General features: G+C 62.7%; 20 protein-coding genes and 1 tRNA gene. 14 read left to right on the top strand and 7 right to left on the bottom strand.

The window, feature by feature from the left end; all coding sequences use genetic code 11:
* Positions 1-10 precede the first annotated feature (10 nt).
* Positions 11-610 (bottom strand): TetR/AcrR family transcriptional regulator, encoded by a 600-nt coding sequence (locus GTK01_RS16485; protein WP_252928022.1) that lies wholly within the window; start codon positions 608-610, stop codon positions 11-13.
* Between the two features lie 115 nt (positions 611-725).
* Here GTK01_RS16485 and metH point away from each other — a divergent pair, with 115 nt between their 5' ends.
* Positions 726-4487 (top strand): methionine synthase, encoded by a 3762-nt coding sequence (metH, locus tag GTK01_RS16480; RefSeq protein WP_252928020.1) that lies wholly within the window; start codon positions 726-728, stop codon positions 4485-4487.
* Here metH and GTK01_RS16475 read toward each other — a convergent pair.
* Positions 4451-5383: an N-formylglutamate amidohydrolase gene (locus GTK01_RS16475; RefSeq protein ID WP_252928018.1), complete on the bottom strand. Its 933-nt coding sequence runs from the start codon at positions 5381-5383 to the stop codon at positions 4451-4453. The genes metH and GTK01_RS16475 overlap by 37 nt on opposite strands.
* A gap of 150 nt (positions 5384-5533) precedes the next feature.
* On the opposite strand from GTK01_RS16475, the gene ilvD reads away from it, so the two are divergent.
* The 7 genes from ilvD to GTK01_RS16440 are packed head-to-tail and all read left to right on the top strand — an operon-like array spanning position 5534 to position 12607.
* Positions 5534-7255: a dihydroxy-acid dehydratase gene (ilvD, locus tag GTK01_RS16470; RefSeq protein ID WP_256483915.1), complete on the top strand. Its 1722-nt coding sequence runs from the start codon at positions 5534-5536 to the stop codon at positions 7253-7255.
* Positions 7256-7259: 4 nt separating this feature from the next.
* Entirely contained in the window at positions 7260-8156 is an 897-nt protein-coding gene (locus GTK01_RS16465) for an NAD(P)-dependent oxidoreductase (RefSeq protein WP_252928016.1), read from the top strand.
* A gap of 19 nt (positions 8157-8175) precedes the next feature.
* Positions 8176-9231 carry a TRAP transporter substrate-binding protein gene (locus GTK01_RS16460; protein WP_252928014.1) on the top strand — a complete coding sequence of 352 codons (1056 nt, stop codon included), beginning with the start codon at positions 8176-8178 and terminating at the stop codon, positions 9229-9231.
* Positions 9228-9752, top strand: a complete 525-nt coding sequence (locus GTK01_RS16455) for a TRAP transporter small permease subunit (protein WP_252928013.1) — start codon at positions 9228-9230, stop codon at positions 9750-9752. Before GTK01_RS16460 ends, GTK01_RS16455 begins: the two co-directional genes overlap by 4 nt.
* Positions 9753-9765: 13 nt before the next feature.
* Positions 9766-11067, top strand: coding sequence for a TRAP transporter large permease (locus tag GTK01_RS16450; RefSeq protein WP_252928011.1), 1302 nt, complete (start codon positions 9766-9768; stop codon positions 11065-11067).
* A gap of 1 nt (position 11068) precedes the next feature.
* Complete coding sequence (locus GTK01_RS16445; protein ID WP_252928008.1) at positions 11069-11815, top strand: SDR family NAD(P)-dependent oxidoreductase; 747 nt, start codon at positions 11069-11071, stop codon at positions 11813-11815.
* A gap of 15 nt (positions 11816-11830) precedes the next feature.
* Positions 11831-12607 (top strand): hydroxypyruvate isomerase family protein, encoded by a 777-nt coding sequence (locus GTK01_RS16440; RefSeq protein ID WP_252928007.1) that lies wholly within the window; start codon positions 11831-11833, stop codon positions 12605-12607.
* Here the strand turns inward: GTK01_RS16440 and GTK01_RS16435 are convergent.
* The 3 genes from GTK01_RS16435 to GTK01_RS16425 form a co-directional block, all read right to left on the bottom strand.
* Complete coding sequence (locus tag GTK01_RS16435; protein WP_252928004.1) at positions 12602-12817, bottom strand: hypothetical protein; 216 nt, start codon at positions 12815-12817, stop codon at positions 12602-12604. The two genes, GTK01_RS16440 and GTK01_RS16435, sit on opposite strands and share 6 nt — an antisense overlap.
* 147 nt (positions 12818-12964) lie before the next feature.
* Complete coding sequence (locus GTK01_RS16430) at positions 12965-14380, bottom strand: protein adenylyltransferase SelO (RefSeq protein WP_252928002.1); 1416 nt, start codon at positions 14378-14380, stop codon at positions 12965-12967.
* Between the two features lie 37 nt (positions 14381-14417).
* Complete coding sequence (locus GTK01_RS16425) at positions 14418-14996, bottom strand: hypothetical protein (RefSeq protein ID WP_252928000.1); 579 nt, start codon at positions 14994-14996, stop codon at positions 14418-14420.
* A gap of 456 nt (positions 14997-15452) precedes the next feature.
* Between GTK01_RS16425 and GTK01_RS16420 the strand changes: the two genes are divergently transcribed.
* Entirely contained in the window at positions 15453-16064 is a 612-nt protein-coding gene (locus tag GTK01_RS16420; RefSeq protein ID WP_252927998.1) for a transglutaminase-like cysteine peptidase, read from the top strand.
* A 9-nt stretch (positions 16065-16073) separates the two neighbouring features.
* On the opposite strand, the gene GTK01_RS16415 is transcribed toward GTK01_RS16420, so the two are convergent.
* Both GTK01_RS16415 and GTK01_RS16410 read right to left on the bottom strand, forming a co-directional pair.
* Positions 16074-16562, bottom strand: a complete 489-nt coding sequence (locus GTK01_RS16415; RefSeq protein WP_252927997.1) for a hypothetical protein — start codon at positions 16560-16562, stop codon at positions 16074-16076.
* A gap of 2 nt (positions 16563-16564) precedes the next feature.
* The gene (locus GTK01_RS16410) at positions 16565-17311 is read right to left on the bottom strand and encodes a LuxR C-terminal-related transcriptional regulator (RefSeq protein WP_252927994.1); all 747 of its coding nucleotides are present in this window, start codon (positions 17309-17311) and stop codon (positions 16565-16567) included.
* Positions 17312-17863: 552 nt separating this feature from the next.
* On the opposite strand from GTK01_RS16410, the gene GTK01_RS16405 reads away from it, so the two are divergent.
* The 5 genes from GTK01_RS16405 to GTK01_RS16385 all read left to right on the top strand — a co-directional run bounded on the left by GTK01_RS16405 (position 17864) and on the right by GTK01_RS16385 (position 25409).
* The gene (locus GTK01_RS16405; RefSeq protein ID WP_252927992.1) at positions 17864-19627 is read left to right on the top strand and encodes an MSCRAMM family adhesin SdrC; all 1764 of its coding nucleotides are present in this window, start codon (positions 17864-17866) and stop codon (positions 19625-19627) included.
* An 89-nt stretch (positions 19628-19716) separates the two neighbouring features.
* Positions 19717-21732 (top strand): hypothetical protein, encoded by a 2016-nt coding sequence (locus GTK01_RS16400; protein WP_252927990.1) that lies wholly within the window; start codon positions 19717-19719, stop codon positions 21730-21732.
* Positions 21629-23800: a type I secretion system permease/ATPase gene (locus GTK01_RS16395; protein ID WP_371924375.1), complete on the top strand. Its 2172-nt coding sequence runs from the start codon at positions 21629-21631 to the stop codon at positions 23798-23800. Before GTK01_RS16400 ends, GTK01_RS16395 begins: the two co-directional genes overlap by 104 nt.
* Before the next feature lie 9 nt (positions 23801-23809).
* Complete coding sequence (locus GTK01_RS16390; protein ID WP_252927986.1) at positions 23810-25150, top strand: HlyD family type I secretion periplasmic adaptor subunit; 1341 nt, start codon at positions 23810-23812, stop codon at positions 25148-25150.
* Between the two features lie 185 nt (positions 25151-25335).
* Positions 25336-25409: transfer RNA gene (locus GTK01_RS16385), tRNA-Gln, on the top strand.
* Positions 25410-25964: the final 555 nt, after the last annotated feature.

The raw sequence follows: 25964 nt of genomic DNA, 5'->3' as shown, positions 1-25964 counted from the left end.
GTCTCCCTCGTCAGCTCTTGTTGGCGCCGGCAAGGCGCAGGGTCATTGTCAGGTAAAGTTCGGTCACGTCCTCGATGCTCAACCGCTCGTCGGGCCGGAACCAGACGATGACGCCGGTGATCATCTGAATGATCGCCATGGCGACGAGCGCGGCATCCTCGACATCGAAAACGCGTGCGTCGACGCCCCGTTGCAGGATCGCGCGCAACTCCTTCTCATAGGTCTCGCGAAGAGCGACGATCCGGCGCAGGCGCTCCGGCGAAAGGCTCCGCAGCTCCAGATTGTTGACATGGGTCGAGCTGCGCCGCGCCAGATGAAAGGCGATGTGATTGCGCACGAAGGAGGCGAGTTGAGCGGCGGGATCGCCTTCGACAGCGGACAGTTCGGCCCAACTTGCGACCAAAGCCTCCATGTGCTCGCGCATCAGCGTGAAGAGCAGGTCTTCCTTGGTGGGGAAGTAGCGATAGAGGGCGGCTGCCTGAACGCCGACCTCGTCGGCGAGCCGGCGCATCGACACGGCGTCATAGCCATGGCGCGCGATGAGCCGCAATGCCGCATCGCGCAATGCGGCCTCCGTGCGCTCTCCGTCCGATCCGATGGTTCGGGCCATGTGTCCTCCTGATACCTTAATAAAACAAACGTTCAATTAATTCAAGGCGCAGCTAAAAATGTTGACATAAACATATCTTTATGTGAGCAATTCGATCAGTGTGAAGGAGAGCAGAATGACCGCCGCCAATCTGGACGATCTTTTCGGACCGATCCGCGAACGGGAGGATGTCGCGAGCCTCGTCGGCAAGGCGGCGGCGGAACGCATCCTCATTCTCGACGGCGCGATGGGCACGCAGATCCAGGGGCTCGGTTTCGACGAGGATCACTTTCGCGGCAGCCGCTTTGGCGCGTGCGAATGTCACCAGCAGGGCAACAACGATCTCCTGACGCTGACCCAGCCCGCAGCGATCGAGGACATCCACTATCGCTACGCCATTGCCGGCGCGGACATTCTGGAGACGAACACCTTCTCCTCGACCTCGATCGCGCAGGCCGACTACGGCATGGAAGGCGAGGTCTACGATTTGAACCGCGATGGCGCACGGCTGGCCAGGCGCGCGGCGATCCGGGCGGAGCAGAAGGACGGCAAGCGCCGCTTCGTCGCCGGCGCGCTGGGCCCGACCAACCGCACGGCGTCGATCTCTCCCGATGTCAACAATCCCGGCTATCGCGCGGTCACCTTCGACGACCTGCGCATCGCATATGGCGAGCAGCTGCGCGGCCTGATCGACGGCGGGTCCGATCTGATCCTGGTCGAGACGATTTTCGATACGCTGAACGCCAAGGCGGCGATCTTCGCGTGCCGGGAAATCTTCGCTGAGAAAGGCGTCGACCTGCCGATCATGATTTCCGGCACGATCACCGATCTTTCCGGACGGACACTTTCCGGCCAGACGCCGACCGCCTTCTGGCATTCGGTGCGCCATGCCGACCCGTTCTCCATCGGCCTCAACTGCGCGCTCGGTGCCGACCAGATGCGCGCGCATCTGGCTGAAATATCCGGAGCGGCCGATACGCTCGTCTGCGCCTATCCCAATGCCGGCCTGCCGAACGAATTCGGCCAGTACGACGAGACGCCGGAACAGATGGCGGCGCAGATCGGACGGTTTGCGAAGGAGGGGCTGGTCAATATCGTCGGCGGCTGCTGTGGCTCGACGCCCGAGCACATCGCCGCCATCGCTGCCGAAGTCGGGAAATATCCGCCCCGCGCAATCCCACAAAAGGCGCCGCTGATGCGCCTGTCGGGCCTCGAGCCGTTCACGCTCACTGACGACATTCCGTTCGTGAATGTCGGCGAGCGCACGAACGTCACCGGCTCGGCCAAGTTCCGCAAGCTGATCACCAACGGCGATTTTGCGACCGCGCTCGACATCGCTCGCGACCAGGTCGAGAACGGCGCGCAGATCATCGACGTCAACATGGACGAGGGCCTGATCGACTCCAAGGCCGCGATGGTCGAGTTCCTGAACCTCATCGCCGCCGAACCCGACATCGCCCGCGTGCCGGTGATGATCGACAGTTCCAAATGGGAGATCATCGAGGCGGGCCTCAAATGCGTCCAGGGCAAAGCCGTGGTGAACTCGATTTCGATGAAGGAAGGCGAGGCGGCCTTCCTCGAGCAAGCGCGGCTGTGCCGCGCCTATGGCGCTGCCGTTGTCGTCATGGCCTTCGATGAGATGGGCCAGGCCGATAGCCGCGAGCGCAAGGTGGAAATCTGTACGCGCGCCTACAAACTCCTGACCGAAAAGGCCGGCTTTGTCGGTGAGGACATCATCTTCGACCCGAACATCTTTGCCGTCGCGACGGGCATCGAGGAGCACAACGACTACGGCAACGCGTTCATTCAAGCGGCGAGGGAGCTGACCCAAACCCTTCCGGGGATTCACATTTCCGGCGGCGTCTCCAACCTCTCCTTCTCGTTTCGCGGCAACGAGCCGGTGCGCGAGGCGATGCACGCGGTCTTCCTCTACCACGCCATCCAGGCCGGCATGGACATGGGCATCGTCAATGCCGGCCAGCTCGCCGTCTACGAGACCATCGACCCGGAACTGCGCGAAGCCTGCGAGGATGTCGTCCTCAACCGGCGCGAAGACGCGACCGAGCGTCTGCTCGACCTGGCCGAACGCTACAAGGGCGCGGGCGGTCGCGAGGCGCGCGAGAAAGACCTCGCATGGCGCGAATGGCCGGTCGAAAAGCGCCTGGAACACGCGCTCGTCAACGGCATCACCGAATATATCGACGCCGATACCGAGGAAGCGCGGCAGGCGGCAGAGCGACCGCTACATGTCATCGAAGGCCCGCTGATGGCTGGTATGAACGTCGTCGGCGACCTGTTCGGCGCGGGCAAGATGTTTCTCCCCCAGGTCGTGAAGTCGGCTCGCGTCATGAAGCAGGCTGTCGCGGTCCTGCTGCCCTATATGGAGGCCGAGAAGCTTGCCAATGGGGGCGGAGACCGCAAGACGGCGGGGACGATCCTGATGGCGACGGTCAAGGGCGACGTCCACGACATCGGCAAGAATATCGTCGGCGTCGTCCTTGCGTGCAACAATTACGAAGTGATCGACCTCGGCGTGATGGTGCCGGCGACGAAGATCCTGCAAACCGCGCGTGAAAAGAATGTCGATATCATCGGCCTTTCCGGGCTCATCACGCCCTCGCTGGACGAGATGGTGCATGTCGCATCGGAGATGGAACGCGAGGGCTTTGATCTTCCGCTCCTCATCGGCGGCGCGACGACGAGCCGGGTCCATACGGCGGTGAAGATCCATCCACGCTACAATCAGGGTCAGGCCGTCTATGTGACCGATGCGAGCCGTGCCGTCGGCGTGGTCTCGACGCTCCTTTCGGAGCGCCAGAAGCAAGGCTTCGTCAAAGAGACGCGGGAGGAATATGCCAAGGTCGCCGATGCCCATGCACGCCGCGAACTGGAAAAACAGCGCCTGCCGATCACAGCCGCCCGCGCCAATGCGGTGAAGATCGACTGGCCGGCCTATGAGGCGGTCAAGCCGTCGTTACTCGGCACAAAGACCTTCGATGATTGGGACGTTGCCGAACTGGCGCGTTACATCGACTGGACGCCCTTCTTCCAGACCTGGGAACTGAAGGGACGGTACCCGGCGATCCTCGACGATGAAAAGCAGGGCGAGGCCGCGCGCCAGCTCTTTGCCGATGCGCAGGCGATGCTGAAGCAGATTATCGACGAGAACTGGTTTCGCCCGCGCGCCGTCATCGGTTTCTGGCCGGCCAATCAGGTCGGCGACGACATTCGCCTCTTTAGCGACGAGACGCGCGAACAAGAGCTGGCGACCTTCTTCACGTTGCGCCAGCAGCTCTCCAAGCGCGACGGCCGCCCCAATGTCGCGCTGTCCGACTTCGTCGCGCCTGTCGGCCAGCCGGACTACGTCGGCGGCTTCGTGGTGACGGCCGGCATCGAGGAAGTCGCCATCGCCGAACGCTTCGAGCGCGCCAATGATGACTACTCGTCCATCATGGTCAAGGCGCTGGCGGACCGGATCGCCGAAGCCTTCGCCGAACGGATGCACGAGAAGGTTCGAACGGACTACTGGGGCTATGCGCCGGACGAGAAGTTCACCAGTGACGAGCTGGTGGGTGAGGCCTATGCCGGCATCCGCCCGGCACCAGGCTATCCCGCCCAACCGGACCACACCGAGAAGGCAACGCTTTTCCGCCTCCTCGACGCGGAGAACGCCGCCGGCGTGAAGCTGACGGAAAGCTATGCGATGTGGCCCGGCTCGTCGGTCTCCGGTCTCTTTATCGCCCACCCCGACAGCTATTATTTCGGCGTCGCCAAGGTCGAGCGCGACCAGGCGGCGGACTATGCCCAGCGCAAGAACATGAGCCTTGAAGAGGTCGAGCGGTGGCTGTCGCCGATCCTGAACTACGTGCCGATCGAACTGGCCGAAGCGGCGGAATAATCCGCGACCGCCGCGGCGAGTCGTGCAAGGGCAGCGCGCAGCGGCGCAAAGCCGGCGCCGCGCTCCAGCGTTTCGAGGTCCATGTATAGCTTGCGGTTGATCTCGATCTGCAGGCTGTGGACGCCCTTGTCGCGCGCGCCATAGCGCTCGACGATCAGCGCGCCCTTGTACGGGTCGTTGATGGCGACGGAGTATCCCAGCCCTTCAAGTGTCGCGGCGACGAGCCGGGTGAAGCCGGGTTCGCAACTCGTCCCGTCGAGGTCGCCGAGGACGAAGTCGGCCCGGTCGCGACCAGGGTCCGGTGCCAGTTCGTTGCCAACCGGCATCATCGAGTGACAGTCGAGGTGGTAGCAGACGCCGAAGCGCTCGATCGTCCGGTCGATCATCGCGCCGAGGCACTCGTGATAAGGCCGCCAGTAGCGCTCGATGCGGTTGGTGATGTCCGCCGCGCTCAGGCGGCGATCATAGATCGCGGTGCCGTCTCCGATCAGCCGAAAGACGAGGCCGACGCCCCGCTCGCTCATGATCGTCGGCTCGGGCGTCTCATGCCAGTCACCATCGAGCAGCGCCATATCGATGTCGGAAAGGCGCCGGTTCGGGTCGATGTAGGTACGGGCGAAATTGGCGATGACATAAGTCGCGCCATGTTCAGGCGCATCAGCGAAGAGCTCGTCGACAAACCGGTCCTCACCTCCCATCAAGAGTTCGATGCCGGCGACATGGCCGAAATCTTCCGGGTAGTGCCGGCCGCTATGTGGCGCGTCGAAGACCATCGGCGCAGGCGCGCCGGACGGCTCGACCACGCTGACCGGTTTCGGCGGCGCCGATCGCTCCATCGGTTCCGTCGACAGTTTTTCGTGATCCTTGATGGATTGGGCTTTGTGGTCTTCGCTCATGGTCGGCCAACGCGAGACCCTGCAAGCCGTTCCCCCTGATGAAGTGTGGAAACGCGCGCGGCCACACGTTTGACGTGTTTGACACTCCCGCAACGGGATGGTTCGATGCCGAACTAGTTTAGGCATCAAATATCCGGGGCCGGGCGTTTCATGGACCACAGTTCTTCCAATCCGAAGCCGGCGAAGCGCCTGCGCTCGCGCATCACCATGGAAGGGCTGGACCGCACGCCGCACCGAGCGTTCATGCGCGGGCTCGGCCACGACGACAAGGACATCGCGCAGCCCTTCGTCGGCATTGTCGGGCCGTCGTCGGAGGTAACGCCCTGCAACCTCACTATCGCGCGGCAGATGGAGCAGGCTAAGGCCGGCGTGCGCGAGGCGGAAGGCACACCGATCGCCTTCAACACGATCTCCGTGTCCGACGGGTTCTCGATGAACCATCAGGGCATGAAGTTCTCGCTGATTTCCCGGGAGATCATCGCCGACTCCATCGAGGCCGTCGTTCGCGCCCATTGCTATGATGCGCTCGTCGGCTTCGGCGGCTGCGACAAGACCTCGCCTGGCGTCATCATGGGCCTGACGCGGCTCAACATCCCATCCGTCTTCCTTTATGGCGGCTCGGCCATGCCCGGCCGGTTCAAGGGCCGAGACGTCACCATGCTCGACGCCTACGAGGCAGTCGGCGGTGTGATGGCGGGAACGTGGACGCAAGAAGATCTGGATGAGATGGAACAGGTTTGCTTGCCGACGGCGGGCGCCTGCGGCGGCCAGTTCACGGCCAACACGATGGGCATGGTCTCTGAAGTGCTGGGTTTCGCCCCGCTCGGCTCGTCCATGGTGCCGGCGGTCTATTCGCAGCGCGACGCGCTCGCCCGCCGCGTCGGACGGCTCGCGATGCAGGTCCTGATGAATGGCGGACCGCTGCCGCGCGACCTCGTCACCCGCAAGAGCCTCGAGAACGCCGCCGCTCTCGTCGCCGCAACGGGCGGCTCGACGAATCTCGGGCTGCACATTCCCGCTATCGGGCACGAAGCCGGCATCAAGTTCACGCTCGACGACGTCGCGGACGTCTTCGCGCGCACGCCGCTCATTGCCGATTTGAAGCCCGGCGGGCGCTTCGTCGCGAAGGACGTGTTCGAGATCGGCGGCGTGCCGGTCATCATGAAGGCGCTGCTCGATGGCGGGCATCTCCACGGAGACTGCCTGACGATCGAGGGCACGACGCTGGAGGAGGCGCTGAAGAATTACGGCGCGCCGGACGGCGAGGTCGTGCGCGAAAAAGGTCGTGAGATCATGGCGACGGGCGGTGTCGTCGTCCTGCGCGGAAATCTGTGCCCGGACGGCGCGCTCTTGAAGGTCGCGGGGCTGAAATCGCTCGTCTTCGAAGGCCCCGCCCATGTCTTCGAAAACGAGGAAGACTGCATGAAGGTGGTGCGCGACCGGTCCTACAAGGAAGGCTCGGTCATCATCATCCGCAACGAAGGTCCGCGCGGCGGACCGGGCATGCGTGAGATGTTGGGCGTCACCGCGCTCATCTACGGCCAGGGCATGGGCGAGAAAGTCGCGCTCATCACGGACGGCCGGTTCTCCGGCGCGACACGCGGCATGTGCATTGGCTATGCTGGCCCCGAAGCCGCCGTCGGCGGCCCGATTGCGCTCGTCAGGGATGGTGACCTGATCCGCATCGACGGTGCGAATAAGACCATCGATCTGCTTGTGGACGACGAAGAACTGGAAAAGCGCCGCGCCGCGTGGGTCGCGCCGGATGCACGCCGTCTCGGCGGCCTCTTCGAGAAATACGCTGCCGTCGTCGGCCCCGCCAAGGAGGGCGCGGTAACCCATTCGGGCGGCGTCGAATGGGTGCCGGAGTAGGATCATGGCCGGGGAGGGGGCGGATTTGAAGCTTGGATATATCGGCATCGGCCTGATGGGCGAGCCGATGACATTGCGCCTCTTGCAGGCTGGACGCGACGTAGTGGTCTGGAACCGCAGCCGCGACAAGCTGCGCGCGGTGGTGCAGGCGGGAGCGCAGGAGGCGAGCAGCGCCGCAGATCTGGCGAGCCGATGTGACATCGTCATGATGTGCCTCACCGACACGAAAGCGGTCGAGCATGTCGTGTTCGGCGAAGACGGGATCGCGGGGGCGGCCAGATCAGGCGGGATCCTGCTCGATTTCTCGTCCATGGACCCGAATTCCACCCGCCGGTTCGCTGCGCGCCTGCGCGAGACGACCGGTATGGGCTGGATCGATGCGCCCGTTTCGGGCGGCGTGCCCGGAGCTCGCGAAGGCAGTTTGGCGATCATGGCCGGTGGCGAAGCGGATGAGATCGAGCGCGTGCGCCCGGTCATCGCGCTGATGGCGCATCGCTTCACCCATATGGGCCCAAGCGGGGCAGGGCAGACGACAAAGCTTTGCAATCAGGTCATCGTCGGGTGCCAGTTGGCGGCGATTGCAGAAGCGATCCGGCTCGCCGAGGGGGCGGGTGTCGATGCGGCGAAGCTTCCTGAGGCGTTGAAAGGTGGATTTGCCGATTCCATCCCACTCCAGCTTTTCGCGCCACGTATGGCGGCGCGCTCATTCGAGCCGCCGCTCGGGGCGATCCATACGATGCTCAAGGACCTCGACAATGCCGGCGAGGCCGCACGGCAAGCCGGCGCGCCCTTGCCGATGGCGTCAACGGCACGCGAATTGCTTCGGCAGATGGCGGCGCGCGGGCAATCGGATGCTTGCGCAACCGCTCTTGTTCAACTCTATGATAGCATCCAACCATAATCCTGAGGGGGAACGGACAATGCTGCATTGGAAGAGCATGACACTCGCCGCGGCGATCGCGGTTCTGGGTTCGGCCGGCGCGAGCTATGCGCGGGAGGAAACGAAGACGATCCGTGTCGGCAACTGGCTGCCGATGCACCATCTGATCGTCAAGGGCATCCTGGAGCCTTGGGCGGCGGCGATCGAGGTCGAGACGAACGGCTCGCTGCAATTCGACATCATGGAAACTGCGCTCGGCCGCCCGCCGGCCTATTTCGACCTCGTTCTCGATGGCTCCGTCGATGTCGGTTTCGGCGTCTCGGGCCACAATCCGGGCCGTTTCACCATGACGCAGGTCATGGACCTTCCCTTCATGTCGCCCGACCCATGGGCCGGCGCTGCCGCCGCCTGGGCAACATACGAGCGCTACGGCGAGCAATACGGCGAGCACGAGGGCGCCAAGGTCGTCGGCCTCTGGGTCCATTCGGAACCCTACATCTTCATTCGCGAAGGCCAGGAGGTGACGTCGCTCGCCGAACTCGCCGGCAAGAAGATTCGCGTCGGTGGCAACGTCACAGGCGAGATCATGCAGACGTTGGGCGCCACGCCAGTGCAGCTTCCGCCGACCGAGGCGCAGCAGGCCATGTCGCGCGGGGTTGCCGATGGCATCACCTTCCCGACCGAATCCATCGAGTTCTTCAAGATCACGCCCTCTGTCGCAAGCTCGACGCGGATCCCTGGAGGGCTCTATACCGATACTTTCTGGCTGGCCTTCAACCAGGCAACCTGGGATGGGCTGTCCGAGGAGCAAAAGGCCGCCGTAGAGAAGCATTCCGGCATGGCGATCGCGACGATGGCCGGCTGGGCCTGGACAAATGGCGACACGCTTGGACGTGCGGCCCTCGATGCCAACGACATGGTCTGGAACGAGCTTCCTGAAGCGGACGTCGAGGAGGTGAAGTCGCGCCTCGCCGTGCTGGAGGAGCGCTGGATCGAGGCCGCCAATGCCAAGGGTCTGCCAGCCGAGGAAATCCTCGAATACGCCCGCGCCCAGGCCGCTGCCTATAAGGCCGAGAAGGTGGTCAACATCCCGTGAGCGAGGACAACGCAGGCGATCAGGCAACGCGCGGCCCGGTCGCCTGGGTCTTCCGGGGCTTTTCGGTCGTGGCCGGCCTCATGGTCGCGGCGATGATGTTCATCACCACCTTCGACGTGGTCGGCCGATATTTCTTCGGTCGCCCGCTCTATGCCGCCTTCGAGGTGACTGAAATCCTGATGGGCCTCACCATCTTCGCCGGCCTGCCACTGGCGACCGCCGCGCGAGAGAACATCACCATTTCGATTCTCGTGGAGCGCATGTCGCAAAAAGTCCAGGATTTCGGCACGCGGTTCTTCGAACTCGTCTGCGCCGCGATCTGCTTCGCCATGGGGTGGCGCATGTGGGCCTATGGGGCGCGGCTGTGGCGCACGGGTGACCAAACTCTGGAACTGCGCGTACCAATCGGTCTTCTAGCACAAGTGATGGCGGCGCTGGTCATCCTGGCCGGTCTCGCTTTCCTGATCAACGCGCTGCGCGGAAGGCAATTGCTGCCCGCCGCCGGCAATTCTGTCGAATAGCGGCGGCCACGGCATGGGTGTGTGGGAAACGTCGCTGACCGGCTTTGCCAGCCTGCTCGGCCTGATGCTCCTCGGCATGCCGCTGGCCTTTGCGATGATCCTCGTCGGCGCGGCAGGCATCGTCGCGGTCGTCGGCTGGACGCCGGCGCTCGGTATGCTCGGCCAGGTGCCGATCTCGGACACGATGCGCTACGAACTGTCGGTCGTGCCCATGTTCGTCTTGATGGGAATGCTGGTCGACCGCGCCGGCATGTCCCGCGATCTCTACCATGCCTGTCACGGCTTTCTCGGGCACAGGCGCGGCGGCCTTGCGATGGCGACCATCGTGGCCTGTGCCGGTTTTGCCGCCGTTTCAGGTTCGTCGCTCGCGACGGCCGCCACGATGGGCCGCGTCTCGATGCCGTCGATGCGCCGCTACGGCTATTCCGACGAATTGGCGTCAGGCTCCATTGCGGCCGGTGGCACGCTCGGCATCCTCATCCCGCCCTCCGTCATCCTGGTGCTGTACGGAATCATGACGGGCACCGACATCGGGCTTCTGTTCATAGCCGGCGTCCTGCCGGGCTTCGTTGCGGTGCTGTTCTATATCGCCGCGATCGCGGTCGTGACGCGCCTCAAGCCTGACGCAGGCCCGCGCACGGAACGCGTCGCCATGCGCGAGCGGCTCGCTCGGCTGGCATCGGTCGGGCCGATCCTGCTGCTATTCGTTCTCATCATCGGCGGCATCTACCTCGGCGTCTTCACACCGACCGAGGCGGCCGGCGTCGGCGCTTTCGGCGCGTTCCTGTTCTGCTTGTGGCGGCGCGTCCTCACGCCGGCCATCTTCCTCGAATGTGTCGTTGCAACTGCGCGGATGACGGCGATCCTCTTCATACTGCTCGTCGGTGCGCTGCTCTTTTCCAATTTCGTCAATCTGGCGGGCCTGCCCTCCGCGCTTCAGCAGCTTGTCGTCGGCTACGGCCTGTCGCCGCTCGGCGTGATCATCTTCCTGATGGTGATCTACATCGTGCTCGGCTGTTTCCTGGAATCGCTTTCGATGGTGCTGCTGACAGTGCCGATCTTCTTCCCGCTCGTCATCTCCCTTGGCTACGATCCGATCTGGTTCGGCATCATCGTCGTGATGGTGACGGAATTGTCGCTGATCACCCCGCCGGTTGGCCTTAACCTCTTCATTTTGAAGAGCACGATCGGCAATATCAGTCTCGGCAAGATCTATCGAGGCATCATGCCTTTCATCGCTGCCGACATATTGCGCCTTGCCCTGATGATCGCGTTTCCGGCGATCATCCTGATCCTTCCCCAGCTTGCGAGATGATATGAACGACAAACGCAAATTCGCCGTCGTTACCGCCGGCGCCTCGGGCATCGGCTCTGTCGTTGCGCGCGAACTGGTCAAGGCGGGGTACGATGTTGCGATCACGGACGTGGACGTGGAAGCCGGCGAGGCGACCGCGGCGGGAACCGGGGCGACATTCCATCTGTGTGACATGGGCGATTCCGCTGCGATCGAAACGCTGTTCGCGCGCTTTCCAACCGTCGATCTCCTCGTCAACAATGCCGGCGTGGCAGGGCCGACGCTGCCGGTCGCGGAGACGCCGATCGACGAATGGAAGCGCGCCGTCGATATCAACATCACCAGCCATTTCGTCGCCGCGCGAGCCGTCCTGCCCGCGATGATCGCGCAAAGGCGCGGCATCATCGTCAACATGGCCTCGGTCGCGGCAAAGATCGCCTATCCGAACCGAGCGGTCTATGCGGCCACCAAATGGGCGGTGCTCGGTTTTACCGGCTCGCTGGCGCACGAGGTCGGGCAACTGGGCATTCGCGTCAACGCGATCCTGCCGGCCTCCGTGCGGGGCGAGCGGATCGAGAACGTCGTCTCGGAATATGCGCGGGCGAATGGCATGAACGTCAAGGACGCAGAAGCGCACTATCTCGGCCGGCAGGCGACGCGCGCCTTCATCGAACCTGAGGAGATCGCCGCGACAATCCTTTTTCTTGCCTCGGACGCCGCCCGTTCCATAACCGGCCAGTTCATCGGCGTCGACGGCGGGTTCCAGTAGGAAGGAGTTCCACGATTGCCGCGCTTTTCGATCAACGTCTCGATGATGCTGCAGGAATTTTCCTTCCTCGACCGCTTCCAGGGGGCGGCAGATCTCGGCTTCGCAGGCGTCGACATCCAGTTTCCCTATGCGTTTCCCGCCGACGCTGTGGCGCGGGCTGCCCGTCGAGCAGGTGTCGACATTGTGCTGATCAACGTGCCCTCTGGAGATCTCTCCGCCGGTGGCGATGGCCTGGCCTGCGTGCCGGGCCGCGAAGCGGAATTCGCGCGCGCGGTTGAGAAGGCTGCCGATTACGCTTCCGCACTCGGCGTGAAGCGAGTCAACGTCCTGTCCGGCCGGGTGCCGGAAGGCGCGGTACGCGAAGAGGCAATGTCGACCCTGATCAGCAATCTCCAACTCGCCGCCGACCGCTTCGCCCTCTATGGTGTGACGGTCATGGTCGAGCCTTGCAACGGCCGTGATGTGCCGCGTTATCTCATCCAGCGCACGGGCGACGCCATCGATGCGATCGATAAGGCAGGTCGCAACAATCTCGCCGTGCAGTTCGATCTCTACCATCGCCAGATCATGGAGGGCGACCTGATCGAAGGTTTTCGCGCAGCCTTGCCGCGTATCGCGCATGTGCAGTTCGCCGACACGCCGGGCCGGCACGAGCCGGGGACGGGCGAGATCAACTATCGCACGATCTTCGCCGCCATCGACGCGTCCGGCTATGCTGGCTGGGTCGGCGCCGAATACCGGCCGACGGCCACCACGGCCGCCTCGCTCGACTGGCTCCTCGCGCCCCTATGAATGAAGCGGCTGGTCGGGGTCGCGAGCCTCGTCCGTGCCGAGCGGTAAAAGCCCCAGGGCTGCAAGCACCAGGTCGACGCTTTCGGCAACGATGGCCTGGCCTCCGACATGGGTGATCTTGGTGCGCTCGCCATAGGCCTGCACGCTCACAACATGGTTTGTGTTGAGGGCAATGGGCTGTCCGCTGACTTCGCTGAGTTGAATCCACATAAGTTTTTCTCCCGCTGGGAGAAGTGGAGCAAGTCCCGTGCCGCGAATTGAGGTCCATGAAGTGGCTCAACGCGTGCCATTGCGAAACACTCCTGGCGCCGTTGAGCCGTTTTGATTCCGAACGCGTCGTTCACATCGGGACAAGCCTTACCGCAGCCGCAGCTTCAGCGCTTCGCCCATCTGTCGAATTTCAGCGATCTTCGCCTCGAATCGTGACCAGTCGTCCGCTTCCGCGATCGGCGCCCAGATGTCCTCCACCTCGTCGATCAGCATCGTGCAAGGGGTCGGACGCGCGAAATAGGCGTGCGTGAAGTCGATCTCCGGGCGCGGGGCGAAGGGGTCCAGCGCGGCGCGGAACGCCACGAAGGCCTCGCTCGAATGTTCTTCCCGTCCGGCAGGCGCACGCGGTGCATGCTGGCCGCCGAACCAGTCGAAGAAGAAGCGCTCGAACGGCAATTGCGAAACCGCGAGGAAGCGCCAGCCAGCCGCCACGAGCTCGTTGTCGGCCTCCAGCCCCGCGCTCGTCACGCCGAGCCTGTTGAGAAACGCTGCGCGGAATTCCTCCTGCACCAGAGCGGGAAAGGCGCGCAGGATCGTCTCGAGATCGGCCTGCGGGGCGAAGTCGAGGAGGCATTCGGCGAGCCGCGTCAGGTTCCAGAACATCGTGTCGGGCTGGCGGCCGAAGGCGTAGAGCCCCGTCTGGTCGAAATAGGCGGCGGTGAAGGCGGGGTCGAGAGTCGGCAGGAAGCGCCAGGGCCCGTAGTCGAAACTTTCGCCGGTGATGTTGATGTTGTCGGTGTTGAGGACGCCATGGACGAAGCCGGCGACCATCCAGGCGGCGGTCGTCTTCGCCAGCCTGCGGCCGACGGCGTCCAGAAAGGCAAGCGAGCGGCCCGGGTCGATCTGCGCGCCGACCTCGGGCAGGTAGTGCGTGATCGAATGGTCGATCAGCGCCGAGATGTCATCGCTCTTGTCGAGGAAGCGCAGGCGCTGGAATGTTCCAATGCGGATATGCGAGTGGCTGAGCCGCACGAGCACCGCCGATCGCGTGGGGGAGGGCTCGTCATTACGGTGCAGCGCTTCGCCGGTCTCGATCAGGCTGAAGCTTTTCGACGTGTCGACGCCGAGGGCTTCGAGCATTTCTGTCGCCAGAACCTCGCGCACGCCGCCCTTGAGTGTCAGCCGTCCATCGCCCCCGCGCGACCACGGCGTGGTGCCTGAGCCCTTGGTGGCGAGGTCCAGAAGGCGTCCGGCATCGTCGTGAAGTTGCGCGAACAGAAAGCCGCGCCCGTCACCAAGGTCGGGATTGTAGGATCGGAACTGGTGGCCGTGATAGCGCAGGGCCAACGGTTGGGCATAGGTCTCAGGCAGCGGCGCGAAGCTGCCGAAATGAGCCACCCACTCGTCCTGCGAGAGATCGCCGAGCCCAAGCCTTTCGGCCCAGTCCTGATTCCGGAAGCGGGTGACGTGCTTGGGAAATCGCGCGGCGTCGACTGGATCGTAAAATTCTGTGCCGAGTGACGCGTGGGCGCTTGAAGGTCGGTAGGTCGGTGCAACAGGCATGCAGGTTCCCGGAAACGCGATTGCAACACTGAACGGGTCAAACCGTCCAGTGTTGCAAGAATAGCCGGGAAATCTTGCTGAAGTTAGCCGCCGCCGCCACCAGCGCCGCCAGCTCCTCCGCCGCCACCAGTTCCACCGCCACCGCCGGCTCCAGCGCCGCCAGAGCCGCCGCCGCTGTCGCTGCCACCCGTGCCGCCGCTGCCGCCAGCGCCGCCGCCGCTGTCGCCGCCACCCGTGCCGCCGCTGCCGCCAGCGCCGCCGCCGCTGTCGCCGCCACCCGTGCCGCCGCCACCGCCAGCTCCACCGCCGCCAGAGCCGCCGCCGGAGTCACCACCACCCGTGCCGCCGCTGCCGCCCGCGCCGCTGCCGCCAGAGCCGCCGCCGGAGTCACCACCACCCGTGCCGCCGCTGCCGCCCGCGCCGCTGCCGCCAGAGCCGCCGCCGGAGTCGCCACCACCCGTGCCGCCGCCACCGCCAGCTCCACCGCCGCCAGAGCCGCCGCCGGAGTCACCACCACCCGTGCCGCCGCTGCCGCCCGTGCCGCTGCCGCCAGAGCCGCCGCCGTCACCGCCAGAACCGCTTCCGCCCCCGGCGCCACCGGAGCCCGAACCGCCACTGCCCTCGCCGGGTGCGAAGCCGATGGCGACGCCCGAACCTTCATTGCTCATCACCGATCGGATGAGAGCTGTCGTGAGCGGAGGGCACTGCTCGCGCTGAGCACGCGTCAGTAACGAATCGCGATTTGCAGCGATACAGCACAATACGTAGTTTGCCTCCGTTAGCGGCTGACACGTAGCCGCGGACAGAATCGGGCGAGGCTCTTGGGCTTGGACCGCAGCAGAACCGCCGATCCAAACGGCAGCGCCGACTGCCATTGTTTGAGTAAGTGCAAGTGTTTTTTTACGCAACATTTCCGCCCCCTCCCTTTGACGGGGAATGGGGGCTGACTGTTACTTTGCCCCCAAGTCAAACGAAGTATGACAGCTGCATGAAAACTGTGAACCCGGACGTATTAACTAGTGATTAACTATTCTGGCGTAGATAGTGCGATTGGCATTGGAGAATTCCCCTCATGCTGAAAGTGTTTGCCGCAACGTTGATGGCGGTTTGCGCCGCATCTTGCGCACAAACGACGGCCTCGATCTCCTCCACTGCGGCCATCGCGCCTGCCGCTTCTGCGGCCGAGCCCCAATTGATGGCTGCGTCGGGCCCTGCGTTTGCCCCGCCCGCCTTTTACGCGTTCTGTGCGCAGCGGGCCGACCTTTGCGCCTCGACCGGTCCGGTGCGCAAGATGACGATGACAAAGGCGCGCCAGAGCGAACTGCAGGAAGTCAATCTCCTCGTGAACCGACAGATCCGCGAAGTCAGCGATCTGGAGATGCATGGCGAGGAGGATGTGTGGGGAGTGCCGCGCTCGGCAGGCGACTGCGAAGATTTCGCGATTCTGAAGAAAAAGGAACTCATGAAGCGCGGCTGGCCGGCATCCACATTGCTGCTCACCGTCGTCACGGTGGGCGGGGAAGGGCATGTCGTATTGACGGCAAGCACCGACCGCGGCGACATCATCCTCGACAATCGCACCAACTCATTGCGCGACTGGACGAAGGTCCGTTATAATTTCTTCGCCCGCCAGTCGCAGCACGCGCATGGCAAGTGGGAGCGGATCGTCGCCGCTGGCGCATGACCCTCTTGCTCAGGTAGGAAACCCGTATCGATCGGTAATCGTCCAGATGTCGTGATTGATCGCGACGAGCGAAGCGATGCTGTCGGTAATGCGCTGCAGTTCGGCATCGTCGAGGATCTCGACCTTGCCGTAGCGCACGTCGTCCTTGCCATCGACGATGCGCATGAGCTGCGTCATTGACGGCGCCCCTTCCTCGTCGAACGAATAGATACAGTGATTGTACTTGTTGCGTAGCCGCGCCTCCGCCGATAGGCGCCGCGTGACGTCCAGGACGTGCTTGCGGCAAGGGGCGGGCGTGGCGGCCATCTTCGCCAACCGTTCGACGAGGTCGGTCCTTGCGCGCGTGGTGTTGAGGGTCAGGAAGATGATGATCGCCGTTTCCTTGTCGACCTTGGCAAGGCCGGCGATCATATGGATCAGAAGGCTCTCGGTGTTTGTCCAAGTGTAGTTCAGCTGGCCGACCAGAAGAAGAATGTCCTTCAACCGATTGGAGGACATTTTCAGTTCTGCGAGCGCCTGTGCCCGTCCGATCCATTCAGCCCCGCACTCTGGCGCGCGAAATAGATCGCGGCGGCCTCGGTGCGATTGTGGACGCCGAGCTTGTTGATGATGTTGTGAATGTGAATCTTGACCGTGTGCTCGGACAATCCGAGATCGTTTGCGATGATCTTGTTCTGGCTTCCCTTGGCAACATGGCCGAGGATTTGCCACTCCCGTGCCGTCAGTTCGCTCATTGCCCCATCTCTCCTTGTTCGCACGGCCTGGCTGCTTTCAGACAGGTGCGCTCTGAACACGACGGATGGCACATACTCTCCGCCACTCAGCAAAATACGCAAGACAGAAAGAAGAATATCGAGGTTGCTGTTCGTTGGAACGACGCCCTGAACCATTCGTTGCTCGACGAGACCGGCAAGGCGCCCGTCCTGCTGCTCGCCTACATCGGCGAGCACCGCGAACATGGCTCTCGGATGGTAGGCGGACAGATCACCATAATGATAGGCAAGGCCCCCGATCAGGCTTTGCTCGATGAGCAGAAGATCGACGTTGGCGACGAGTGACGTGCAAGCTTCGTTGAGATCGGGCACGATGTGGACGCGCAGGAAACGGAATTCGCACTCGATCGCGGCAAGCAAAGCGTTCGAGACGACGCCTGCCGATGCGACCACAAGAAGGGCACGTTCGCGCGCACCGGGCTGTTGAGATTGAAACAACTCTTCCGAACGGCTTTCGGAAGCATTCAGACGCACTTCTCCATCCCGCCCGCTAAACATAGCCGATACCCCCTCATGACGCCACTGACGGTTCGCCCGCCTCCTTTGGACTAAGTCATTCGCCTGGCGTGACTAGCCCTTAGTTAACGCATCGTAACTGACGTCCCATGAATTCGGAATAGGCTGAACGATCTATAATGGTTTGGCCGCCTACAAATTCGTTGGCAACGCCCGAACTCTCGATGAATTAGACGATTAACAATCTGTATCGAAACAGGTTGCGAACTTAACATGATAGCCAACCCCAAGAAAATTAACACGCGATCCAGTAGTCTGTATCACGAAGATTTAGACCGATTTGTCATCTTACCCATATCTGCTTGCGGAAGCACACTTCGATAGTTGATCGCTGGTTTTTGTATCGTGTTGTCTCGATATGGGTAGCGTGTTTTCGAGATTCCAAACCGGCGGTCGTCTCGCGCAAGTTCGGCGCGAAAGTGTCTGAAACGTCAACCGACGCAAGGTGAAGGCCCCAGTTAGATGTATGGCGGTCAAGCCGACGCGTCCTCACTTCTAGAGGATACGACGATGGATAAGTCACGTTATACGAAGCCACAGCCTCAGAAGCCGCATTACGGCGATGATCAGGAACAAAAGCAGGATCAAGAACAGGATCAGTGGCAGAAGCAATTCCAGTACGGAAAGTCGGAATCCGAATCCGACGCGGACTCGAAGTCGGATGCTGAGTCCGATTCCGACGCGAAGTCGGATGCGGAATCCTACTCAGATTCAGATTCCGATGCGAAGTCGGAGTCCGATGCCAAGTCGGAGTCTGACTCCAAGTCGGATTCCGATTCCTATTCGGACGCCGACGCGAAGGCCAAGGCGATTGCCGAGAACTACAACACGAATGTCAACGAAGCCTTCAACAAGAACATCAACGTCAACGACACCGAAGTGAAGGTGGACGTGGATGTCGATCTCGATCTGGAACACTACAAGCCGACCGACGACGACTTCGTAGATATCGACGATTCAAAGGTCGACGGCCTGTTCGCCACGCAGATCGAAGATGTGATGAATGGTGCGTTCACCGGCTCCGGCACAAGTGTCGGCAACGTGATCTCGCAAAACGCCTACATTTCCGATGATGACAAGCTCGAAGAAGCAAGCGTCAAGAACGAAGGCGAATTCAAGCTCGACATCGACGCGGACGGTGGCAAGGCTGAAGCCGGAGATGGCATCAATGCGGGCGGCGGCGGCGGCAATGGCGGCGACGACGCGGATGCCAATGGCGGGAACGGCGGCAATGGCGGCTGGGCGTTCGGCGGCAAGGCTGAAGGCGGCGACATCGATGATGTCGGTGCGCTGAGCCTGGCCAAGGGCGGCGACGGCGACGGCGGCAAGGCCGATGGCGGCAATGCCGACAGCGGCAACGCCGAAAGCGGCAAGGCCGAGGGCGGACGCGGTGAAGGCGCTCGTTCAGGCGATAGCGGCACGGCGGTCGGCGTCGGGCTGGGCATCGGTGCCGGCCTCGGCGCAGGTCTTGCGGCGGCTGGTACCGGCGATGGCGGCGACTCCGAAGGTGGTGACGCCAAGGCAGGCGATGGCGGCGAAACCGGCCGGACCGGCGATGCCGACGATGCCGGCGATGGCGGTGACTCCGAAGGCGGCGACGGCGTCGACGCAATGTTCGCCAAGATCCCGATCCTGAACATCGGCGGCGACGCTGATGACGCCGGCGACGGCGGCAACAACAAGACCGGCGACAGTGGCAATGCCAATGGCGGACGCACCGGCGCAGCTGGTGATGCCGATGACGCAGGCGATGGCGGCGACATCGACGATACCACCGCCCTCGGCTTCGGTGCGGGTGAAGGCAATGGCTTCGGCGGCGCAATCAGCGGTGATACCGGGGCCGGCGGCTACGGTGTTGGCGGCGCAGCGGACAGCGGCGATGCCACCAGCGGTTTGGCAGCCGGCGGCGCGGCATCCGCACTTGGCGGTGACGGGGGCGCAGCGCTCAGCGGAGCTTGGGCAGAAGCCATGACCGGCGCGACGACCGGCGGCTGGGCCTATGGTGGCCACGGTGGCGGCGGCGGCGGCGGCGGCATTGCCACCACCGGTGACGGCGGCTACGGCGGCGCCGGCGGGCAGTGGGGTTCGGGCAATGGCGATGACGGCATCGTCACCGGTTCGAGCGCCGCATCCGCGGATGCGTTCGCCGACTCTGCAAACTTCAACCAGTCGATCGTCATGGGCGCCAATCTGCAGCAGAACGCGGTTGATATGACCATCGTCGGTGGGTCGATGACCAACACGTCGTTCGGCGAAGACGGCGACAACGCCTGATTTCGCAGTGCTTTTGCAAGAAAGGGCTGCGCGGCTCCAGCCGCGCAGCCCCAAAGTCAACAAGAAGATGACCAGGGGAGTAGCCTGCCATGTCGATGGACAGCGTCACCGAGATCATCGCGCATTTTTTTGGTCACTTTCACACGCTTATCGAACAAGCGCGTATGCGCGAGGCATATGACCAGTTCCTGGCCGACAAAGCCGACCAGCTCGACTACCCGAAATTGCCTTTCATCGAAGCTCAGTTCGACGCTCGTTTCCAGTTGGGCAGCTACGTTCCCGAGCTGGCCTACGAGCCGCCGGCACCCGATATTCTGCTGGTTGTGCCGTGGTCGTATGTGAGATTCGTCCCACCCGAACTGCCCGAACTGACGGACAAGTTATACGCGCAGTGGCCGGCGCTGCTTGAGCTCGCCCCGGCCTCGATTGCGCTGAGCTATGTGACGAAGACCATCTTGCCTGACATCGAGCCGCTCGGCTCCGTCGCGAACTATCTCATCCAGAAGATTTCGCTGTCAGATAACGACTATTTCAACGTCGGCGGTTCCGGTCTCGTCTTTTCAGCCGAGCCAATCGACAACGATCCCCTCCTCGACTTTGCATCCGAGGCCTTGTCGATCTCGCCGATCGCCAATCCGGCCTTGCCGGGCTCCGTCGATGCCGTGGTCGACTTCATCACGACCGCGATCGAAGCATTCGACAGCTTCGACGCGTCGTCGGCGCCGGAAGGCGCGAGCGTGTTCGTGACGAAATCGGCAACGCTCGAAGGCGACTATCTGAATGGCGAACTCGTCGACGAGTTGCCGTCGCTGATCGATTACTATGATCCCGAAGCGGATGACGAACCGGAAGCTGAGCTGGAGCCTGTCGGCCAGATGTCGGTGCGGATTGAAGCCAATGCCCATTTCGAGGCGTCCGTATCGTTGGAAGCGGGCGGCAACGCTCTGGTGAACGCCGTTTCGGTGACGAGCTTTTGGACCGCTGCGACAGTGACTGCGGTGGTCGGCAGCCATTTCGAACTGAATGCGATCATCCAGATCAATGCCTGGATGGACGAGGATGCAGTCTCCGAAGACGTTTCGACATGGCTTGACCCCGATGCGGCAGCGACGAAGGCGTTCAACCTGGCATCCTTCGCACGCTACGACACGTTCGAGGAAATGCGCCAGGCCGGCGACGAACCGAACTTCCCCAAGCATTGGGTGGTCGAGCGCATCGACGGCGATGTGATGATCGTCAACTGGCTGCAGCAGTTCGTCTTCATGTCCGACAACGACATCGGCATCTTGTCCTCGTCGGGCGTGACCACCAGTGTGATTGCCGGCGACAATCTGTCGGTCAATCAAATCTCGCTGTTCGAAATGGCCTTCGCCTACGACCTGATCATCATCGGCGGCAATGTCTACGACGCCAACATCATCCAGCAGCTCAACGTTCTGTTCGACAATGATCTGATCGGCGCGGTGGACGGGTTCACCACAACAGGCAACGGCACGGCTTCTACCTCCGGAAATCTGCTCTGGAATGAGGCCTCAATCTACAATGTCGGCGGCGCGACCCGGTTCGATGCGCTTCCCGATGCCTACAAGGCATTCGCCGACAGTCTCGCGCTTGGCGGCGATGGGGCCGCAGGCGATGTTCTGACCGATACGGCCTTCGCCGATCTCGGCGCGCTCAAGGTGCTCTATATCAGCGGCGACTTGATCAAGCTCAACTATGTCGGCCAGACCAACATCCTGGGCGACAGCGATCAGATCGCACTCGCCATGAACGCGATCGATCCGGTCGAAGATGCCAGCTGGACGCTTCAGACGGGCGACAATGCCCTGATCAACCTGGCTGGCATTTCAGACCTCGATTCGCTGGGCAAGACCTATGTCGGTGGCGAGCAGTACGCGCAGGACGTGCTGATCCAGGCAGAGTTCATCTCCGCATCGCCCGATCTGCTCGGCGCGCGCGATCCCAATGCGCTGGTCAACGAGGCAGTCGCCTTCCTGGTGGATGACGCGTCCAACGATCATGCCGACGCAAATTCCTCGCTCGACCCAGGCTATCACCCGCAGGATGCCGGTCAGACCGATGGACTGCAAACCATGCTCGCATGAGCGGGGGGACCAAGACATGACGCAGGAAGATCACGCAGCGCGTCCGAACCGACCGGACGCGGAGGACCAACGCGCAGGAGAGACTGCCGGCCGGATGCCGCATCTGGACGAAGTCGATCGCGCGATCGAGCGGATCGAGAAAAACGCAGCCGACGTCCAGCAGGCCGCAGGGACCGTCACGATAGAAACCCCACCCGGCGGCCCCGTTCCGCGCAGCTCGGAGGCGCCGCGCAAACCCTCCGGAATGGTGACGATCGAGGCCGACAATGGGCCGATCGCCGCAGCTCGGGCGCCCGGCAAGGTCGCGGCCAACACCAACGGTTCCGAAACCGGGTTCCACAAGCGCCTCGGCCCGGTCGATTTCGCCGCTCAGCTCAAGAACGGCATCAGCGTGGTCCGGCGCAACCTTGCCATCGTCATGGTGTTCACCGTGGCCAGCAACGTCCTGGTTCTCGCGATCCCGATCTATCTCTTCCAGATTTCCGACCGCGTTCTCACCAGCCGCTCGCTCGACACGCTGACGATGCTGACCATCGTCATCGTCGGCGCGGTCGTCCTCCACGCGGTGTTCGACGCCATCCGCCGCTTGATCCTGATGCGGACGGCCGTCGAAGTCGCGGCCCAGCTCGGCTCGCCCATCCTGTCGGCCGCCGCGCGCGCCTCGCTCACGGGAAACGGCAAGGAATACCAGACGTTGGGCGACCTTGCCCAGGTTCGCTCCTTCCTCGTCTCGCGTACGTTGATTTCGTTCCTGGATGCACCGATCGCGCCGCTCTTCCTCGTCGCGGTTTTCCTGATCCATCCGCATCTTGGCTTCATCGTCGTGTGCACGGCCCTGCTTCTGCTTGTGATCACCGTTATCAACCAGAAGGCGACGTCGACGCCGTTCGGCGAGGCAAACACCGCGCAGGTGAAGGCCAATCTCCATCTCGATTCCATGTCGCGCAACTCGCAGATCATCAATGCGCTTGCGATGATACCCGAGGCGGTGCGGATCTGGGGCAGGGACACTGCCGAATCCCTGCGCGCGCAAGTGCTCGCCCAGGACCGGAACATAATGTTTTCGGCCCTTTCCAAGGGCGCGCGCCTGCTGACCCAGGTCGGCATGCTCGGGTGGGGTGCATTTCTCGCGATTGAAGGGCAGATTACCGGTGGCATGGTCATCGCGGCCTCGATCATCGCCGGCCGCGCGCTGGCCCCGATCGAAGGCGCGATCGAAGGCTGGAACCAGTACACGCAGTCGAAATCCGCCTATGGCCGGATCACGGCGCTGCTTAACGCCTCGCCCCTGAATTTCGAAAGATTGAACCTGCCGCGACCCGAAGGGCGGCTCGATGTGGAGCGTCTTCTCTACGTGCCGCAAGGCACCAAGCGTGTCGTTCTCAACGGACTGACCTTTTCGCTCAATCCAGGCGATTCGCTTGCCGTTATCGGCAACTCGGGTGCAGGCAAGACGACGCTCGGCAAGATGCTCGTGGGCTCGATCCTGCCGACCTCGGGCAATGTGCGGCTTGATCTCATGGATCTTCGCAATTGGGACCAGCGCCAGTTCGGCGAGAACATCGGCTATCTGCCGCAGGACGTCCAGCTCTTCCCCGGAACGATCAAGGCCAACATCGCTCGAATGCGCGACGACGCTACGGACGAGCAGATCTACGAAGCGGCGGTTCTGGCCGACGTTCATGAGATGATCTCGTCCTTGCCGCATGGCTATGAGACGATGGTCGCCGCCGACGGCACGCCGCTGTCGGGCGGGCAGAAACAGCGCATCGCCTTGGCCCGTGCCTTCTTCGGCGGCCCGCGCATGGTGGTGCTCGACGAGCCAAATTCCAATCTCGACCAGGCGGGCGACGCAGCGCTCAAACGTGCGCTCGAACATGCCAAGCGCGAGAAGATTACGGTCATCACGATCACACAGAGGCCCGCGCTGTTGCAGAGCGTCGACAAGATCCTTTTGCTCGTCAACGGGACGGTCGCGCTCTTCGGCCCGAGCAAGGACGTTCTCGATGCGCTTCAGACACGTGGCATTTCCGTAGAGCTCGGCTCTTTCGGCCACCAGTTGCAGTAGGATCTTTCCATGTCGGATATCGCTTCGGTTCATGACATTCAGTGGTATGCGGACGTGCCCCGCTCGATCTGGAAGCAAACGGTCTTCGGGGTTGCGCTTCTCGGCATCACTTTCGGCGGTTTCGGCGCTTGGGCGCTCACGGCGCCGCTTGCCTCGGCCGTCATTTCGCAAGGCAGCTTTGTGGCGACGGGCCAGAACAAGATCGTCCAGCATTTCGGCGGCGGCGTGATCAAGGAACTGATGGTCTTCGAAGGCGACATGGTCGAGGCCGGCCAGCCGCTCGTCCTTCTCGATGAAACTGCGGCCCTTGCCAAGGATCGCGAACTCTTCTTGCGCCGCGCGCGTCTCGAGGCAATCGCGTCCCGGCTCCGTTCGCAGTACCAGGGACTGGACAAGATGGCTTTGCCAGAGTTCCTCGCCGATCATCTCCACGAGCCCGAGGTGGTCGAGATCATCGAGAGCCAGAAACTCAATTTCGATGCGCAGCGCATGAAGATCGAAGGCGAACTCAGCATTCTGGAACAAAACATGCTATCGCTCGAGTTCCGGGCCGAAGGCTATGATCGGCAAAAGGCGTCCTATGAGCAGCAACTTGCCCTCTTGCGAGAAGAGCACGAGGGCAAGGCCATCCTGTTCGAAAAGGGCCTGCTGCGCGGGACGGAATTGAAGGCGCTGGAACGCGCCATGGCCGACGCCGATGGCCAGATCGGACGCCTCGCTTCGGAAATAGATCAGGCGACGACACAGGTCGAGCGCACCCGTCAGGAGATCGTCCAGGCCGAAAGCGCTTTTCGCGAGGAGGCGCTGGACCGCCTTCAGGACATACAGGGCGAACTAGACGTCGTGCGCGAACAGTCTCGCGAGGCCGAGAACGTGCTGCAGCGCGCCTCGATCGTCGCCCCGGTGGCCGGCACGATCGTACGCTCCTTCTATCACACCAATGGCGGCGTGATCGAAAGCGGCAAGGCGGTGATGGAAATCCTGCCGCACGATGTGCCGCTCCTGATCGAGGCTCAGGTTCCCCGCACTGAAATCGACAGTGTGCGCGTTGGCCAGCCCGCGACGATCCGCCTGACTGCTCTTAACCAACGCACCACGCCGGTGCTCGAGGGACATGTCATCTATGTCTCGGCTGATGCCCTCTCCGAGCAGCAGACCTCGGCCAAGGCTCAGGACGTCTATCTGGCACGCATCGACATCCCGCCGAGCGAACTGGCCCGCGTGCGCGGCTTCCAGCCAACGCCTGGCATGCCCGCCGAGATCATGATCCAGATCGAGGAGCGCACGTTTTTCAACTACCTTGCCAAGCCGATCACGGATTCGATGGCGCGCGCCTTCACCGAGAGATGAACGGTTCCGTACCGGCCAATTTCGCGCGCGAAGATGACGCGAGGCGCGCGATCCCAGCAATCGACGACAAGTCGCGTCTCGCTCATCATGCCGCCCCCCCCATCAACTTGCCTCATTGGGGGTTGACTATTCTGCCGGCACGGATAAAAGGCGCCCACATCAGCGCGGCACGAGCGCGCCGGTCTTGGGGAATAGGTTAACGGTAGACCCACGGACTCTGACTCCGTTAGTCCTGGTTCGAATCCAGGTTCCCCAGCCATCTCTCAAGCTCTTGAACTCATTCCAGAAAATTGCTGAGGCTTCGCGCTGCGACGGACAACAAACTTGGCCGCATGTCGCGATTTGTACCAAATTTGTGCCAACAAGCTTTGGATAGCGTCTCGGGGCGGAACGCCGTCCCCGCACGTCATCGCAATTTTAGTCTGTTACCTATCGGACACATCGGACGTTGGAGAGGAAACATTTATTTCTGCGTCAGATGCCACAAAGTACCGATAGGCCTGAACTCCGCTACTTATAGCTTGCGGGAGACCTACGAGAATGAGAGCAGCGGTGAGTATCGCAAGGATTGTCTGGTGGCGCTTGTTGTCACGATGCCGCCGCTCATCCTCTTAAAACTCTGATAGCGTCCGAAGTGCGCAGGGCTCTAGCGTGTATGAATACTGCCCCCTCTTTGATCAGCCCCCCCTGACGGGTCCGGCTGGAATGTTAGTGCATTGACGGTCTTGTTGCCAGCGCGGGCGGCATCGCTGGTTGGGTTTGCAGGGCCGTCCGCGCGGCGAAGGCTGGGATGAAGACCTCCGGTGCTGGCGGC

Origin of the sequence: Aliihoeflea sp. 40Bstr573 (assembly GCF_024105655.1) — a bacterium.
In the GTDB taxonomy this organism is placed as follows: Bacteria; Pseudomonadota; Alphaproteobacteria; order Rhizobiales; family Rhizobiaceae; genus Aliihoeflea.
Note: the sequence above shows the minus strand (reverse complement) of the source record. Positions and strands in the feature narration are given on the sequence as shown.

Bases quoted from the DNA above. Each gene is read 5' to 3' on its own strand.
- GTK01_RS16460 (WP_252928014.1), top strand. From the start codon at position 8,176: ATGCTGCATTGGAAGAGCATGACACTCGCCGCGGCGATCGCGGTTCTG.
- GTK01_RS16405 (WP_252927992.1), top strand. From the start codon at position 17,864: ATGGATAAGTCACGTTATACGAAGCCACAGCCTCAGAAGCCGCATTAC.
- GTK01_RS16435 (WP_252928004.1), bottom strand. From the start codon at position 12,817: ATGTGGATTCAACTCAGCGAAGTCAGCGGACAGCCCATTGCCCTCAAC.
- GTK01_RS16395 (WP_371924375.1), top strand. From the start codon at position 21,629: ATGACGCGTCCAACGATCATGCCGACGCAAATTCCTCGCTCGACCCAG.
- GTK01_RS16415 (WP_252927997.1), bottom strand. From the start codon at position 16,562: ATGTCCTCCAATCGGTTGAAGGACATTCTTCTTCTGGTCGGCCAGCTG.
- ilvD (WP_256483915.1), top strand. From the start codon at position 5,534: ATGGACCACAGTTCTTCCAATCCGAAGCCGGCGAAGCGCCTGCGCTCG.
- GTK01_RS16485 (WP_252928022.1), bottom strand. From the start codon at position 610: ATGGCCCGAACCATCGGATCGGACGGAGAGCGCACGGAGGCCGCATTG.
- GTK01_RS16445 (WP_252928008.1), top strand. From the start codon at position 11,069: ATGAACGACAAACGCAAATTCGCCGTCGTTACCGCCGGCGCCTCGGGC.
- GTK01_RS16450 (WP_252928011.1), top strand. From the start codon at position 9,766: ATGGGTGTGTGGGAAACGTCGCTGACCGGCTTTGCCAGCCTGCTCGGC.
- metH (WP_252928020.1), top strand. From the start codon at position 726: ATGACCGCCGCCAATCTGGACGATCTTTTCGGACCGATCCGCGAACGG.
- GTK01_RS16390 (WP_252927986.1), top strand. From the start codon at position 23,810: ATGTCGGATATCGCTTCGGTTCATGACATTCAGTGGTATGCGGACGTG.
- GTK01_RS16465 (WP_252928016.1), top strand. From the start codon at position 7,260: ATGGCCGGGGAGGGGGCGGATTTGAAGCTTGGATATATCGGCATCGGC.
- GTK01_RS16420 (WP_252927998.1), top strand. From the start codon at position 15,453: ATGCTGAAAGTGTTTGCCGCAACGTTGATGGCGGTTTGCGCCGCATCT.
- GTK01_RS16475 (WP_252928018.1), bottom strand. From the start codon at position 5,383: ATGAGCGAAGACCACAAAGCCCAATCCATCAAGGATCACGAAAAACTG.
- GTK01_RS16400 (WP_252927990.1), top strand. From the start codon at position 19,717: ATGTCGATGGACAGCGTCACCGAGATCATCGCGCATTTTTTTGGTCAC.
- GTK01_RS16430 (WP_252928002.1), bottom strand. From the start codon at position 14,380: ATGCCTGTTGCACCGACCTACCGACCTTCAAGCGCCCACGCGTCACTC.